Source organism: Bacillus sanguinis (assembly GCF_018332475.1).
Classification (GTDB): Bacteria; Bacillota; Bacilli; order Bacillales; family Bacillaceae_G; genus Bacillus_A; species Bacillus_A sanguinis.
Map to the genome: position 1 here is coordinate 1 of NZ_BOQB01000032.1, position 14,439 is coordinate 14,439.

A 14,439-nucleotide genomic window follows, 5' to 3' on the forward strand; every position below is an offset into this window, starting at 1 on the left:
CTCCTGTCGCCCCCGTTGGGCCTGTGCCACCTGTTGCTCCTGTTGCCCCCGTCGGACCGGTTGGACCGGTTGGACCAACCTTAGGAACTGTCCCATCGCAACTGAAACAGCATGAATCAACATGTACACCATTTTGATTATTACACCCACAATATCCATTTACGTTATTGCTCCATGAAGACATGTTGATCACTTCCTTTACATGCAATCTTTTAAGTACAATCACCGAGTTAGAAAACATCTATCTAAATAACAAAGAAATACTTTACCTATTAGGGATAAACACAGATTTATTCCATACATTCTAGTAATTATTACATGCGATTCTCACTCCTTTTGCTTGTACTTTCGCCCCATCTCCACAGATTATTAACCATACACATTACACTTTCATACACAGCCAAGTTCCCATTTAAACTTTTCACATTCGCCAATCTTTTTAGTAAAGAGACTTACTCTCCATAAAGTGAAACTTTAATCAGCCCGACTCCCACCTAACTTCTTTGCTCCATCCAAATTTTGAGATGTGAATCTTACATCCGGGCAAATAGCGGGATAAATAACGACTATAATATATAAAAATTCATATAATTTGTTATTTTTCGTCAAAATTTTAAAAATATATTGACACTCAAAATACCCTCATAGTATGATTTGGGTGTTGTAATTGATAACCATTTTCACTTATGATACTAGTTACAAAAAACACTTAATTTGGGGGCAGAAGATGAAGAAAATTCTCAGTATTTTCATAGTAGTTCTTCTATTCGCTGTTGGATGCGGACAGCAAAAAGAGGAGAAAAAAGAAACAAAAGCGGACAATAAAAATCAAGCTATAACAATTAAACACGCTGAAGGGGAAACGAAGTTAGATAAACCAGCGAAAAAAGTAGTTGTACTTGAGTGGGTATATTCAGAAGACTTATTAGCACTTGGTGTTCAGCCAGTAGGGATGGCAGACATTAAGAATTATAATAAATGGGTAAATACAAAAACAAAACCAAATAAAGATGTTGTAGATGTAGGGACACGTCAACAACCAAACTTAGAAGAAATTAGCCGTTTAAAACCAGACTTAATTATCACAGCTTCATTCCGTGGTAAAGCAATTAAAAATGAATTAGAGCAAATTGCACCAACAGTTATGTTTGATCCATCAACAAGCAATAACGATCACTTTGCTGAAATGACAGAAACATTTAAACAAATTGCAAAAGCAGTTGGAAAAGAAGAAGAAGGTAAAAAAGTATTAGCTGATATGGATAAAGCATTCGCTGATGCAAAAGCAAAAATTGAGAAAGCAGACTTAAAAGATAAAAACATCGCAATGGCACAAGCATTTACTGCTAAAAACGTACCAACGTTCCGTATCTTAACTGACAATTCTTTAGCTTTACAAGTTACAAAAAAACTAGGTTTAACAAATACTTTTGAAGCAGGAAAATCTGAGCCAGATGGTTTCAAACAAACAACTGTAGAATCATTACAAAGTGTACAAGATTCAAACTTCATTTACATTGTAGCGGATGAAGATAACATTTTTGACACGCAACTAAAAGGCAACCCTGCTTGGGAAGAATTAAAGTTCAAAAAAGAAAACAAAATGTATAAATTAAAAGGCGACACTTGGATTTTCGGTGGTCCTGAGTCTGCAACATCTTTAGCAACACAAGTAGCAGATGTAATGACAGCGAAGAAGTGATTACACGATGAATAGCTTACAACATACACTTCGAGCAAGTCTTGTATTCGGAGGAGGAGCAGCTCTCTTGCTCCTCCTTTTCTTTATTCATATCGGACAAGGTCAAGCAAACATTTCCTATAGTATGATTATTGATGCTCTTATCTCACCGAACCAATCGCTAGAACATCAAACTTTAATTATGCTTCGATTACCTAGAGCTGTAATTGCCATTTTAGCTGGAGGTGCTCTTGCTGCATCTGGGGTTATTTTACAAACGTTAACGAAAAATCCACTGGCTGAATCCAGTACAATGGGTATTCACTCTGGCGCATATTTCTTTCTAGTAGCGGCTACAATTTTCTTACCGAAAGATTTACAAATTAATTCTCTTCTGTTCACATTTATCGGCGGTGCTATTACTGCTTTATTTGTATACCGTATTTCTGGTGGAAAAAAGGGAACCCCACTTAGAATGGCATTAGCTGGTATGGTCGTTACATTAATGCTCTCTGCCTTTACCGGAACGATGCAGCTTTTCTATGAAAATGAAACAGCTGGTTTATTTTTATGGGGAGCTGGCTCTCTTATTCAAAACAACTGGGATGGCGTTCAATTTGCTTTTCCATTTATCATTATTTCTTTCCTAGTTTTACTTGGCATATCTCGCAAACTCAACATTCTCTTACTTGGTGATGATGTTGCGGTTTCTCTTGGCGAAAAAACAGCAGTAACACGTCTTATCGCCTTCATTGCTGCAATCTTTTTAACAGCAGTAATCGTAACTGTCGTTGGACCAATTGGATTTGTCGGCTTAGTTGCACCACATTTAATGCGTCTTATTGGCTACCGTCAACACTTCACTCTCCTTCTCTCTTCTTTCTTATGGGGAGCTGTACTATTACTTGGAGCTGATGTCGTTGGTAGACTAATAGATCCAACCGGTGCCGAACTTCCTGTTGGGGCAGTCACAGCAATGATTGGATCTCCTTGGCTTATTTACTTAGTGTATCGAATGATGAAATCGAAACAATATATGAATGATAACGGTGCGAATGCAGCTGGAGCTAGTTCCCGCTATTACTCTTATAAAAAGGTAATCATTATATCTATCACACTTTGTATTGTGACAATTGCTCTTGGTGTTACAATCGGTAGTAACGCTTATATCGAAAGCATTACAAATGTTATATCAGGCCAATTAACACAATTTGATAAAAACATGATGATGAACCTTCGTTTACCAAGAATGCTCGTTGCTGCTATCGCTGGTGCATGCCTTGCAATAAGCGGGCTTGTTTTCCAAGGTATATTACGAAACCCACTCGCTGACCCTTCTATTATTGGTATTTCATCGGGAGCTGGTGTTGGTGCTTTAACTATTATGTATATCTTCCCCGCACTTCCTGGTTTCTTCCTACCAATTGGTGCATTTATCGGCGGATTACTTGCAGTTGGAATTGTCCTCTTCTTCTCATGGAAATCAGGATTTAGCCCAACAGCTCTCGCTTTAATAGGAATCGGTATTTCAGCTCTCGGCTCAGCGATTATTCAAATCTTTATCGTTAGAGCAAATTTGAACGTTGCAGCTGCTTTAACATGGCTATCAGGTAGCACGTATGCAAGAGGATGGAATCATTTAGAAAATATCATTCTATATCCATCACTTATTCTCGTGCTTATTATCTTTTTCTTAATAAAACAACTTGATGTTCTCGTACTTGGAGACGATTTAGCAACAGGGCTTGGGCAACCAGTAAATAAAACGCGCCTAGCTCTCATTGTGTTAGCAACACTACTTGCATCTGTAAATATCGCAGCTGTCGGTACGATTGCCTTTCTAGGTCTTGTTGCACCTCACTTAGCACGAATCGTTGTTGGTATGAACCATCAAAGATTATTCGTTTGCTCCGCACTGTTTGGAGCAATTCTTCTTTCCATTGCTGACTTACTTGGACGAACAATTGCATACCCGAAAGAAATCCCTTCTGGTCTGGTCGTTGCTGTGCTTGGAGCACCTTATTTCTTATGGTTGATGAGGAAGAGCGGGAAGAAGGTTAATTAAAAAAGAGGCTTCTTGTTAGAAGCCTCTTTTTTATATTCGTTCTTATAGTTCAAAAGGAAACTATCTTTTTTTCACGAATGTAACTTATGAACATAACTAGGAGGGATAAATATGTACCAAACTATTGAAGGCTTCTTGCAATCATGGACATACGAGGCTGAGTCTACTCAAAAAATGCTCGATGCATTAACAGATGAGTCTTTATCACAAGAAATTGCACCTGGGCACTGGACATTAGGCAGAGTTGCTTGGCATATCGTGACGGCAATTCCAGTTATACTATCGGGTACGGGACTTAAATTTGAAGGGGAAACGAAAGATTATCCTGTTCCAACTTCAGCAACAACAATTGCACATGGGTATCGTAAAGTGAATGCAGCTTTTGTTGAAGCTCTTCAAGGCGAATGGACGGATAAAGACTTAGCTACTATTAATGACTTCTTTGGTCGTCCTATGCCAAATTCTATATTTTTAATGACACTTATTAATCATCAAAATCACCATCGCGGACAAATGACGGTTTTAATGCGACAAGCCGGCTTAACAGTCCCTGGCGTATATGGCCCAGCAAAAGAAGAATGGGCTGCAGCTGGAATGGAAGCTCCTAAAATGTAACAACAAAAAAAGACAAGGGATTTACAAACCTTGTCTTTTTCTGTAACTTGTTTCATGTGAAACTATTTTTATTAAATGGTTGTTTTATGGAAAAGATAGGTTAAAATGAATACATATTACGAAGAGGAGTAACCAAATTGAATACAAAAAATAAAAAAATAGCTATGGGAACTATTTTACTAACTTCTATTATTGGAGTTATTAGTGTATCTCTTTATTTCACCTATTATGGTACCCCTTGGGGAAAACAAGCAGCAATTACTGAATCAAAAGAGTATATTACAAAATACTTTAATCTAGATGCGGAAGTCAAAAATACTTCTTACGATGCTAAAATGAATAGTTATGCCATCTCCTTTGAGACAAGTAGAGACGGAGAGTTTACTATCGAATATAAAAGTCCTAATAACTTTAATATTTCTCCAGGAGTGCAAGAGTATTTAAGCACACACTCTAAATTTACAGAGTAGTAACGAAGCATACATATACAAAAAAGAGTTGGTGTAACGCCAACTCTTTTTTCTTATTCTTGTCATACAGTTATATCTTCCTTCTCTATATTTTTAATTCCGTAATATGCAATCACAACTCCAATTGCTGCGAGTGCTAGTTGAAGGGGAAGAAAAGTTGCTGTAGAATACGCTGGGTTGCTATTCATTGCAATTGTGACAACGATAAGAGATGAAACAATTGTAGTTGGCACGGAACGTTTACGCATTCCGAAATATAATGGAATTAAACTCATCCCCGCAGTTGCAATGGCTAAAGGAACTAGTTTTATTCCTTCTTGCATCAATTGATCTACTGTAAATGAATTAGGAAGAATTGAAAAATAACTATCTATCCCAAAGAAAATCCCTACTACTAAAATGTTAGATACAATAACTGTTATAAATGTTACTGTCGCTGTAATAGCCAACTTACTAGCCATCATCTTCTTTCGGTTAATGGGATAAGAAAACATGAGTAGTATTGTTTTATTTTTATATTCACCAATTATTAGCCTTGCGATTAATACACTACCAAAAACAATAAACGTTGCTCTTACTATTGTGCTAGCCATTAACAATATCGTCTCTGGATTTCTTATTTCTGCATCACCTTCTACTTGAGCGATGATGCTCACAAAGATCATTAATGCCAGTATAACAATATTTGCAATAATTGCTCTCTTCACGTACCAACCAAGCTTAAACTTTTTCAATTCTAGCTTCATTAAATGTAGCATGATAGTGTCCTCCTTCCTCCTAAGATTTAATCAATATAAATGACTCCTGTTTCACTTAAAATCTTCGCTTCATTTTTTGCATCACCAATCGTTCCTACTTTTATTTTTTCTGTATTTTTATCTTTCTTAAGTCCTTTTAAATCCACTATTACAGCAGCTGAATTACTTTTAGCCATAAGCTTCAATGATGCTGGGACACCTTTATACCGTACGCCAATATCCCCTGATTTTGTTTCTATAAATAATGATTTTCCTTCTGTCATATCTTTCAGTAATACTTCCCCAGATGTTGAAGTGATGTTCATATTTTCGTTTTTTACATTTTTCACATAATTATCGCCAGTAGTGGAAGTTATATTTACATCTTGTAATGAATTATCTTTTAACATTAAATCTCCACTTTCGGATGTGAATTCACCCTTCTCTGCCGATAATCCTGTAATCATTTCATCTCCAGATTTTCCTTTCGTCACGATACTTTTTACTACTATATCTCTTATTTTCACATCACCTGATTTATTATTGACTACAATTTTGTTTATTGCTTTCCTCGGAATAGCTATACATATACTATTTTTCTTCCTAAACGTAAAACCATTAAAAAATTTGGTCACCTTTTGTTTTTGCTTAATCACAATTTTATTTTCGTCATTTTCTATTTTGACGGGATCTATCTCTTTATCTACTTGTTGACCTTGAGCGGAAATTACTATTTTATTAGCGTCTGTACTTTTAAATTCAATATTCCAGTTTTCATTGTCTACTTCTATTTCTTTTATATTATTGATTTCAAAAGACCTTTCTTGCTTAAAATCTTTCACCTGAAATACCTTAAAACCCAAAACCGCACTAGCAATTGTAATGACTAATATTGCAATTACTATTATTTTTTTCACCAGTCATACCCCAGTTCGTTTTTGTTTTAAGCTTGCTTCACACCACATCAATCTTGTCGATTTTTCGATACGATAGATAACTAATGAAAATTCCTAATAAACAGAGCACGATTGGGATAGCTATAAAATCAAACATACTTACTTGACCATTTCCAGGACCAACGTTACCATTAATCAACATACCAATTATTACTGCTGAAGTAATCGTTGTCGGTGTCGATTTCTTTCTCATTCCAAAAAATAAAGGAATTAAACTTATACCAGATATCATAAATGCACTTATAATAGTAGTTGGAACGGTAGCTATTATTTCCCCCATCGTAACAGGCGTTTCAAGTATTCCTATTATTGGATTCATACAGAATATGAGCAAACTAATAATAAATGTTGCAATTATCGTGCTCACAAAGCAAAAACTAAAAACAATTGCTAATTTCGCTCTCATTAGCATTTTCCTTTGCAGTGGGTACATAAATAGTAGCTGTATTGTTTTGTTCTTGTATTCATCAATCACTAAACGTGATAAAATAACCGATGCAAAAATAATAAATGTAATTCTAATAAGAATATTTGCTAAAGACATGTATTCCATATAGCTAGAGAACATCAACTCATCCTCTACTTTAGATGCCCATGCCATAAGACTTACCGCAGCAAAAATTGCTATAATACCAATCGCTGCTCCTTTAAAATAACTAGATAATTTATGTTTTTTCCATTCGAGTTTCATTAATTTAAACATATAAACCACGCCTCCATTCTTTATATACCTGTCTCTACACTGCTAACATTCTAATTCCAGCAGTAACTACGCTTAACATTCCTATCACTAGTAGAATTAACAACCATTTCCGCTCTGGTTTCCTATAATATAAAATTCCACTTATAAACATTACGATTAATCCACTTACCAGGTTGAGCCACAATTCATTAAGCATGAATGCCCTCTCCATCCATTACATTTAAGAAATATTCCTCTAAGGAACTATGTTTCTTATTAATACTTTCAATTTCCACATCATTCATAATAAGTGCTTTTGAAATGGCTTGCTGAGACACTGCCGTATCATACACACGAATCATATTTCCGCTCATTATTTTATAATTTTTTATACCAAGTTTATCTTCTAAAATATAAGCTGCACGCTTCACATCAGGAACAGTAATTTCAATGTACTCTGTTTGTTTTCCGTTAATACTCTTCATTGAAACTTCTTTTATTAGTTTTCCATTTTGAATGACACCAATTGTATCCGCCATTAATTCCATCTCACCTAAAATATGACTAGAAACTAATAATGTAATGCCATATTCTTTGCAGAGCATTTTAAATAAGTCTCGTAACTCTTTAATACCAATTGGATCTAAACCGTTTATGGGTTCGTCTAAAATGAGCAATTCTGGCTTTGTCACGATTGCCCTTGCAATACCAAGTCGTTGTTTCATTCCCAATGAAAAATCTTTTACTTTTTTATTATCTATCCCTTGCAGTTTCACTAAATGTAATGCATGGTCAATTTCATGTTTATCGTAATAGCCCATATATTCACAATGTAATTCTAAATTTTCTTTCGCCGTTAATTTATCATAAAAGATTGGGTATTCAATAATTGTCCCCATTCTTTTTAATACTTCATAAGATGTGTCTGTTAACTTTTCACCGAAAATTTCAATATCACCACTCGTCGGTTTTATTAAATTTGTAATCATTTTCATAATCGTTGTTTTACCAGCACCATTCGGTCCTAAGAAACCATATATCTCTCCTTTTTTCACATGCATGTTAACACTAGAAATAACTTCTTTCCCTTTAAACACTTTCGTTAACTGATTCGTTTTTAATATATAGGTCATGTCACTTTCCCCTTTCGCACTACTTTATATTTTTATAATAGACAACGGAAATCTCTTTTTTCTTACCCGTTTCTTACAAATTTCTTACGCTGAAAAAAAAGCTTGTAGAATCTACTTCTCTACAAGCTAAAATTGCATCTTTTTTAATGCAACTGTAAAAATTGTTTTTTCATACGGCTTACTAGAAAGATGAATTTTTCCATCCATCGCTTCCACCAGTCTTTTCGTAATCGTTAACCCTAAACCGCTTCCTTGATACAATCTATTTCTCGAATCTTCAAGTGTGTACATACGCTCAAACACTTTATCAATATGAGATTCATCAATCCCTTTTCCTTTATCCCATACGTCTATATACACATTCGTTTCATCATCTCTTAACGTCATACCCAGTATCTTTCCATCGTCTCCATATGTAATTGCATTTGATATTAAATTGTTCAATACCCTACCTAATACTTCTACATTTCCAAGTGCATATATATTTCTTTCTGGTATATCAATATGAACATGAAAACCTTTCGACGTCACTAAATCATAAAAAGATAAAATCTTCTCACGACAAACTTCATTCATATTCACTTTTGTCATCTCGATTGCTTTGTCACCAGATTCTAATTTTGCTAAGTCAAAAAACTTATGAATTAGTTCCATTACTTCTAGTGTTTTCACATGCACCTTTTCAAGTAATATTTGTTGTTCTTCTTTATTTATTGTTTTATCCTTATTTAACATTTCTGTATATCCAAGAATAACTGTTAGCGGTGTTTTCAAGTCATGTGAAATATTTGAAAGCATTTTTCTCATCGAAATTTCTACTTTCGCATGATCTGCATTTGTTTTCTGTTTTGCATCTAATAATTGATTAATTGCCACTAATAATTTTTGCAATTCTCGATCATCTGTCATAACGAGTAACTTCTCGCCTGTTTGTATATTTACAATACTTTCTAACTTTTCATATGTGTATCGCAAATTTTCACTACTATTTTTCCTCATTTTATATTGTATGTAAATGACACATAACAATATAAAAATAATACCTATTAACAAATTGACCATATTACATCACTTCCAACTTATAGCCGATGCCCCATAACGTTTTGATATATTCTGGATTAGATGGATCACTTTCGATTTTCTCACGCAATCTCCTCATATGAACATTAATAACGTTATCATCTCCATAATACTCTTCGTTCCAAACTAACGTATATATTTGCGCTTTTGTAAATACACGATTTTGATTCTTTACGAACAGTTTTAGAATCTCAAATTCTTTTAAAGTAAGTTTGAGAGGCTTCCCGTCTTTTTCCACAGTAAAATTAATTGGATCAATCGTTAAATCACCAATTTGAATCATCTTTTCTGTTGTTTCTGTAGCCGAATATTTCGTAGATCTCCGAATACCTGCTTTTACACGTGCAGCCAATTCAATCATAGAAAATGGCTTACAAATGTAATCATCTGCTCCAAGTCCTAATCCGACAGCTTTATCAACATCTGTATCTTTTGCTGACATCATTAAAATCGGAACTGCACTTTTTTCACGAATAATACGTACAACCTCTAATCCATCTAGCTTCGGCATCATAATGTCGAGGATAATCAAATCAAATGAACCTTTTAAATATGTGTTCACGCCTTCCTCTCCATCAGACGCGATTGTAACTTGAAAGCCCTCTTTTATTAAATACTTTTCCACCATCTCTTGAATTGAAATATCATCTTCCACTAATAAAATATGATGTGACATATGTCTATCCCCTTTTTACAAACATTAACATGCTAATTGTATCGTAACGAATGAACACTGTGAAGAATAATATGAATTTTCAAACCAACTTCCCTTCCTTCCATAACAATGATATGATGAAATTTACTACGATAGTTCATAATTAACTTTATATAAAGGAGACTTATCATGTCAGAAAACAAAAAAGTAAGCTTAGCTGATTTAATGCGCGAACAACTTGCAAAGAAAAAGCAAGGTAACGGTAATGGTCAAAATGCCAAAAACCAAAGCCAAGAAACAAAAAAATTACAAAACCAACAAACGAAGAAAACAAACAACCAACGTAGACGTACAGGTGTATAAATGAACGGACAAAAACGTTCTAATATCGCACCCGGCCTTGAAGTTGATATTGTATTAAAACAAGATCAACGCACCGGCAAATTAACACGTGGAATTGTAGAAGATATTTTAACAAACTCCCCTTCCCATCCGCATGGCATTAAAGTGCGATTGCAAGACGGGCAAGTCGGTAGAGTACAAAATATCGTTCAATAAGAAAAGGAGCTCAAGTAAACTCGAGCTCCTTTTCTTTATTACCCTTTAATTTTCTCGATGAAAACTACTTTTAAATAGTCTCCTTCTTTAAATTGATCAATGGTACGGAAATCTTCTGGTAAAGAATGTTCTTCTAATATTTTATATTTACCATTCATTTCTTTAAAGGCTGTATCGATAAAGCCTTTAAACTTTTTCATATCGAATGCACTACAATTTGTAGAAGCAACGATAATCCCGTTATTTTCTGTAATGGCAATTGTTTCTTTTAATAAATTTTTATAATCTTTCGCTGCACTAAATGTATATTTTTTTGATCGGGCGAAACTTGGAGGATCAAGTACGACCATATCAAATTTCATCTTTTTCTTAGCAGCATATTTGAAGTAAAGAAATACATCTTCTACAATAATATCTTGTGCTTCATAATCAATTTCATTTACACTAAACTGCTCAATTGTTTTACTTAAACTACGATTTGCAAGATCCACACTCGTCGTCTTGCTCGCTCCGCCAAGCGCTGCAAATACAGAAAAAGCACCTGTATAAGAGAACATATTTAACACGGTTCTTCCCTTCGCATATTTATCACGAATTTGTTTTCGCACGTTACGCTGATCTAAAAATACACCAACCATAGCTCCATCATTTAAATACACCGCAAAGTTCACACCATTCTCTTTTACGATAAGCGGGAACTCACCGCGTTCTCCTGCTACGAAATCATCACCTTCAATGTATTTCCCTTTCGTATCAAAACGCTTCTTCTCATAAATGCCTTTAAAGTTTGCTACTTTTTGAAGAGCTGCAATAATCTCATCTCTGAAATTATAAATCCCTTCACTATACCAACTTACTACATAATAGCCATCATAATAATCGATGATTAAGCCTCCAAGACCATCACCTTCACCGTTCAGGACGCGGAATGCTGTCGTATCACTTGATTTGTAAAACTGCTTTCGTTTATGTAAGGCAGATTTTATTTTACTTTCAAAGAAAGATTGATTAATTTGTTCACTCTCTTTTCTCGTTAAAATCCAGCCGTATCCTTTATTTTGTTTTCCATAATAACCTTTTCCGATGAATTGGTTCTTCTCATCTACTACTTTAATGATTGTTCCTTCTTCCTGAACATCATTTAAATTTTGAATCGCATCTTTTAAAATAAGCGGATATCCACTTTTAATTTCTTTTATAAATTTCGGTTTTATTTTTACAGTTACTTCTGATCGCATATAATAACTTCCTTTCCATTTGCATGCTTTCTCTTTAGGAAGCATTTAAAAAACGAGACTGAAAAAACAGCCTCGTTTCACTATACCATATTATTGCTTTGCTAGTACAACTAGCTCATCACCTGGCACAACTGCTATATATTTATACAATGTCGAAAAGGTAAGACTACCGTCACTATGACGAACAAATAATATTACTTCCTCTGAATTGCTCTCTTCTTTATTAATTTTTTGTTCTTCCACAACTTGTATCGTTTTAAAAGTATAACCTTCTTCAATCTTTCTATTTAACTCTTCATAAATTTCATTTTGACCAAACAGTAAATGCGCTTTTTTCGAAAGAGAAATACGCTCTTGCTCAATTTTCCCCACATCATGGATTGGAAGTAAAAATGTATTATGATGCCCGAACTGCGGAACATATGTATTTGCAACTAAGACGTTATATGAATCCGTATCTGTTACAGCGATCAAGTATTCATACTGGTTCATATCCACTTCAAATTGCAGCTGTTCTGAGAGTACTTGGCCATTATATGTATTAAGCTCTTTTACCTTTGCACAGTGTAAGTGTTCTTCAGATACATCTACAATTAAGCTCGGAACACCCATCTCTTTACAATGCAATGCAAAAGCAGAGGAGAATGTACTCGCACCTGAAATTAAAATTCCCGGTGGCTCCGTATTCGCCAATCCTAATTTCTTCGCTAAAAATCCAATTGAAAATCCGTGAGCACAAACGGTTGTAATAACGAGTGCAAATGTAAGTGCTGTTAATATAGAAGCATCTTTATAACCTTCTTGTAATAACTCCGTCGCAAAATAACTAGAAACAGTTAATGCAACAATACCTCGCGGCGCAATCCAGCCAACTAGCGCTCGTTCTGATTTTGTTAATTCTGTTCCGATTGTCGATATCCAGATTGATAAAGGACGTACAACAAATAACATCATAAGTACAAAGCTTATAATAGGCCAGCTAAAAATCTCCATAATAGTTGTCCTTGGAAGCGATGCTGTTAATATAATAAAAACTGTTGACGTTAATAGCACTGAAATATTTTCGTTAAAATGACGAATATCACCGATAGAGGAAATATATTTCTTCATCCTCGCAAGCGTAATCCCCATTACTGTTACAGCTAACATACCTGTTTCATGCATCACTTCATCTGCAATACCGAAGCATAATAGTACCGTAACAAGTAAAATCGGTGCCTTTAAATATTCTGGTACTTTTCCCTTTAAAATCATATAACTCATAAAAATACTAAACACATACCCAAGCACCATTGCAAATAACGAACCTGCAAAGAAATATAGCAACGTATGTAATTGTACATTTTCTTTCGTTAAGAAATTTACAATTTGAAAAGCAAATACAGCAAGCAAAGCTCCAAATGGATCAACGATAATTCCTTCCCATTTCAAAATTGCAGCTGTCCTTGGTTTTAAGCGCGCTTGACGTAACAATGGAATAATTACCGTTGGACCTGTCACAATAAAAAGTCCTCCGATAATAAATGCAACCGCCCAATCTAATCCAGCGACGTAGTGAGCTGCAAGCGAGCCAGCAATCCAAGCAATAAATGCACCAAACGTAACGATACGAAATACTGGTTTTGATAGTCCCCTCAGTTCACGTATATCCAAACTTAAACTACCCTCAAATAATATAATCGCAACAGAAAGTGATACGAGTGGACTAAAAACATCTCCAAGCACCTCTTTCGGATTAATAATACCGAAAACTGGACCAATTAATAATCCAGCAACTGCCATAACAACAATAGCTGGAAGCTGGAAGCGCCATGCAGTCCATTGTGAAGCAATACCTAACGTAATAATAATAACGATACTAAGTAAAAGTGATTCGACCATAATGCCCTCCTTGTCCATAGTATTGCGACAGCAAAGTATAAACCATACTTTACTTCTACATATTTTCAATTAATTCTATTTACATAATATATAATCAAGTTAAATACATAGTCAACACCTTCAACAGAGGGATACTGCACTTACATAAAGTGAAACTTTAATCCGTAGGGGGTTTTTGTCATCTCCACTAATTATTATCCTACACTCATCGCAATAAAAAAATAGTATCATAATTTAAGATAATCATTGACAATGATAATGATTTTCATTATCATTTAAGATATATGAGTTCTCGAAAATACAGGCTACATTTAATAGGAGGAATAAAACATGATTATTGTTACAAATACAGCTAAAATTACAAAGGGAAATGGACATAAATTAATTGATCGTTTTAATAAAGTAGGTCAAGTCGAAACAATGCCAGGATTTTTAGGATTAGAAGTTCTTTTAACGCAAAATACAGTTGATTATGATGAAGTAACAATTAGCACACGCTGGAATGCAAAAGAAGATTTCCAAGGTTGGACGAAGAGCCCAGCATTTAAAGCTGCTCACTCACATCAAGGTGGAATGCCAGATTATATTCTTGATAATAAAATCTCTTACTATGATGTGAAAGTTGTACGTATGCCAATGGCTGCAGCGCAGTAAACATATTTCTTTTTTAAAGTATAGAATATGAGAA

At 34.7% G+C, this 14,439-nt stretch carries 16 protein-coding genes and 1 pseudogene; 7 read left to right on the forward strand and 10 right to left on the reverse strand.

All coding sequences use genetic code 11. The annotated features are described in order from the left end of the window. Positions 1–184, reverse strand: a pseudogene (locus KI369_RS05185) (BclA C-terminal domain-containing protein); the annotation flags it as partial. A gap of 543 nt (positions 185–727) precedes the next feature. On the opposite strand from KI369_RS05185, the gene KI369_RS05190 reads away from it, so the two are divergent. The 4 genes from KI369_RS05190 (at position 728) to KI369_RS05205 (ending at position 4,831) form a co-directional block, all read left to right on the forward strand. Beyond that, positions 728–1,702, forward strand: a complete 975-nt coding sequence (locus tag KI369_RS05190; RefSeq protein WP_212955260.1) for an ABC transporter substrate-binding protein — start codon at positions 728–730, stop codon at positions 1,700–1,702. Positions 1,703–1,709: 7 nt separating this feature from the next. Beyond that, the gene (gene fhuB / locus KI369_RS05195; RefSeq protein WP_212955261.1) at positions 1,710–3,746 is read left to right on the forward strand and encodes a Fe(3+)-hydroxamate ABC transporter permease FhuB; all 2,037 of its coding nucleotides are present in this window, start codon (positions 1,710–1,712) and stop codon (positions 3,744–3,746) included. Between the two features lie 111 nt (positions 3,747–3,857). After that, a complete protein-coding gene (locus tag KI369_RS05200; protein WP_212955262.1) occupies positions 3,858–4,361 on the forward strand; it encodes a DinB family protein in 504 nt (167 codons plus the stop codon). Between the two features lie 137 nt (positions 4,362–4,498). Continuing rightward, positions 4,499–4,831 (forward strand): YfjL-like protein, encoded by a 333-nt coding sequence (locus tag KI369_RS05205; protein ID WP_070173823.1) that lies wholly within the window; start codon positions 4,499–4,501, stop codon positions 4,829–4,831. 62 nt (positions 4,832–4,893) lie between these two features. Here KI369_RS05205 and KI369_RS05210 read toward each other — a convergent pair whose 3' ends face one another. From KI369_RS05210 to KI369_RS05240, 7 genes are all read right to left on the reverse strand, one after another. After that, positions 4,894–5,589 carry an ABC transporter permease gene (locus KI369_RS05210; RefSeq protein WP_212955263.1) on the reverse strand — a complete coding sequence of 232 codons (696 nt, stop codon included), beginning with the start codon at positions 5,587–5,589 and terminating at the stop codon, positions 4,894–4,896. A 26-nt stretch (positions 5,590–5,615) separates the two neighbouring features. Further along, positions 5,616–6,485: a DUF4097 family beta strand repeat-containing protein gene (locus KI369_RS05215; RefSeq protein ID WP_212955264.1), complete on the reverse strand. Its 870-nt coding sequence runs from the start codon at positions 6,483–6,485 to the stop codon at positions 5,616–5,618. A 37-nt stretch (positions 6,486–6,522) separates the two neighbouring features. After that, positions 6,523–7,227: an ABC transporter permease gene (locus KI369_RS05220; protein WP_212955265.1), complete on the reverse strand. Its 705-nt coding sequence runs from the start codon at positions 7,225–7,227 to the stop codon at positions 6,523–6,525. A 34-nt stretch (positions 7,228–7,261) separates the two neighbouring features. Then, positions 7,262–7,423, reverse strand: coding sequence for a hypothetical protein (locus tag KI369_RS05225; RefSeq protein WP_000931273.1), 162 nt, complete (start codon positions 7,421–7,423; stop codon positions 7,262–7,264). Next, complete coding sequence (locus KI369_RS05230) at positions 7,416–8,339, reverse strand: ABC transporter ATP-binding protein (protein ID WP_212955266.1); 924 nt, start codon at positions 8,337–8,339, stop codon at positions 7,416–7,418. The genes KI369_RS05225 and KI369_RS05230 overlap by 8 nt, the downstream gene beginning before the upstream one ends. 126 nt (positions 8,340–8,465) lie before the next feature. Beyond that, a complete protein-coding gene (locus tag KI369_RS05235; RefSeq protein ID WP_212955267.1) occupies positions 8,466–9,401 on the reverse strand; it encodes a HAMP domain-containing histidine kinase in 936 nt (311 codons plus the stop codon). A gap of 1 nt (position 9,402) precedes the next feature. Then, the gene (locus KI369_RS05240; RefSeq protein WP_212955268.1) at positions 9,403–10,095 is read right to left on the reverse strand and encodes a response regulator transcription factor; all 693 of its coding nucleotides are present in this window, start codon (positions 10,093–10,095) and stop codon (positions 9,403–9,405) included. A gap of 168 nt (positions 10,096–10,263) precedes the next feature. On the opposite strand from KI369_RS05240, the gene KI369_RS05245 reads away from it, so the two are divergent. Together KI369_RS05245 and KI369_RS05250 are read left to right on the forward strand one after the other, a co-directional pair. Next, positions 10,264–10,437, forward strand: coding sequence for a hypothetical protein (locus KI369_RS05245; protein ID WP_001293578.1), 174 nt, complete (start codon positions 10,264–10,266; stop codon positions 10,435–10,437). Continuing rightward, the gene (locus KI369_RS05250; protein WP_212955269.1) at positions 10,438–10,632 is read left to right on the forward strand and encodes a YwbE family protein; all 195 of its coding nucleotides are present in this window, start codon (positions 10,438–10,440) and stop codon (positions 10,630–10,632) included. Positions 10,633–10,670: 38 nt separating this feature from the next. Here KI369_RS05250 and KI369_RS05255 read toward each other — a convergent pair whose 3' ends face one another. Both KI369_RS05255 and KI369_RS05260 read right to left on the reverse strand, forming a co-directional pair. Further along, complete coding sequence (locus KI369_RS05255) at positions 10,671–11,870, reverse strand: class I SAM-dependent rRNA methyltransferase (RefSeq protein WP_212955270.1); 1,200 nt, start codon at positions 11,868–11,870, stop codon at positions 10,671–10,673. Between the two features lie 90 nt (positions 11,871–11,960). Next, positions 11,961–13,751 (reverse strand): cation:proton antiporter, encoded by a 1,791-nt coding sequence (locus tag KI369_RS05260; RefSeq protein ID WP_212955271.1) that lies wholly within the window; start codon positions 13,749–13,751, stop codon positions 11,961–11,963. 330 nt (positions 13,752–14,081) lie between these two features. On the opposite strand from KI369_RS05260, the gene isdG reads away from it, so the two are divergent. Continuing rightward, a complete protein-coding gene (gene isdG / locus KI369_RS05265) occupies positions 14,082–14,405 on the forward strand; it encodes a heme oxygenase (protein WP_000587815.1) in 324 nt (107 codons plus the stop codon). The last annotated feature ends 34 nt before the right edge of the window (positions 14,406–14,439 follow it).

Coding starts and splice junctions, on each gene's coding strand:
- KI369_RS05190 (WP_212955260.1), top strand. CDS start 728: ATGAAGAAAATTCTCAGTATTTTCATAGTAGTTCTTCTATTCGCTGTT.
- fhuB (WP_212955261.1), top strand. CDS start 1,710: ATGAATAGCTTACAACATACACTTCGAGCAAGTCTTGTATTCGGAGGA.
- KI369_RS05200 (WP_212955262.1), top strand. CDS start 3,858: ATGTACCAAACTATTGAAGGCTTCTTGCAATCATGGACATACGAGGCT.
- KI369_RS05210 (WP_212955263.1), bottom strand. CDS start 5,589: ATGCTACATTTAATGAAGCTAGAATTGAAAAAGTTTAAGCTTGGTTGG.
- KI369_RS05220 (WP_212955265.1), bottom strand. CDS start 7,227: ATGTTTAAATTAATGAAACTCGAATGGAAAAAACATAAATTATCTAGT.
- KI369_RS05225 (WP_000931273.1), bottom strand. CDS start 7,423: ATGCTTAATGAATTGTGGCTCAACCTGGTAAGTGGATTAATCGTAATG.
- KI369_RS05230 (WP_212955266.1), bottom strand. CDS start 8,339: ATGACCTATATATTAAAAACGAATCAGTTAACGAAAGTGTTTAAAGGG.
- KI369_RS05235 (WP_212955267.1), bottom strand. CDS start 9,401: ATGGTCAATTTGTTAATAGGTATTATTTTTATATTGTTATGTGTCATT.
- KI369_RS05240 (WP_212955268.1), bottom strand. CDS start 10,095: ATGTCACATCATATTTTATTAGTGGAAGATGATATTTCAATTCAAGAG.
- KI369_RS05245 (WP_001293578.1), top strand. CDS start 10,264: ATGTCAGAAAACAAAAAAGTAAGCTTAGCTGATTTAATGCGCGAACAA.
- KI369_RS05250 (WP_212955269.1), top strand. CDS start 10,438: ATGAACGGACAAAAACGTTCTAATATCGCACCCGGCCTTGAAGTTGAT.
- KI369_RS05255 (WP_212955270.1), bottom strand. CDS start 11,870: ATGCGATCAGAAGTAACTGTAAAAATAAAACCGAAATTTATAAAAGAA.
- KI369_RS05260 (WP_212955271.1), bottom strand. CDS start 13,751: ATGGTCGAATCACTTTTACTTAGTATCGTTATTATTATTACGTTAGGT.
- isdG (WP_000587815.1), top strand. CDS start 14,082: ATGATTATTGTTACAAATACAGCTAAAATTACAAAGGGAAATGGACAT.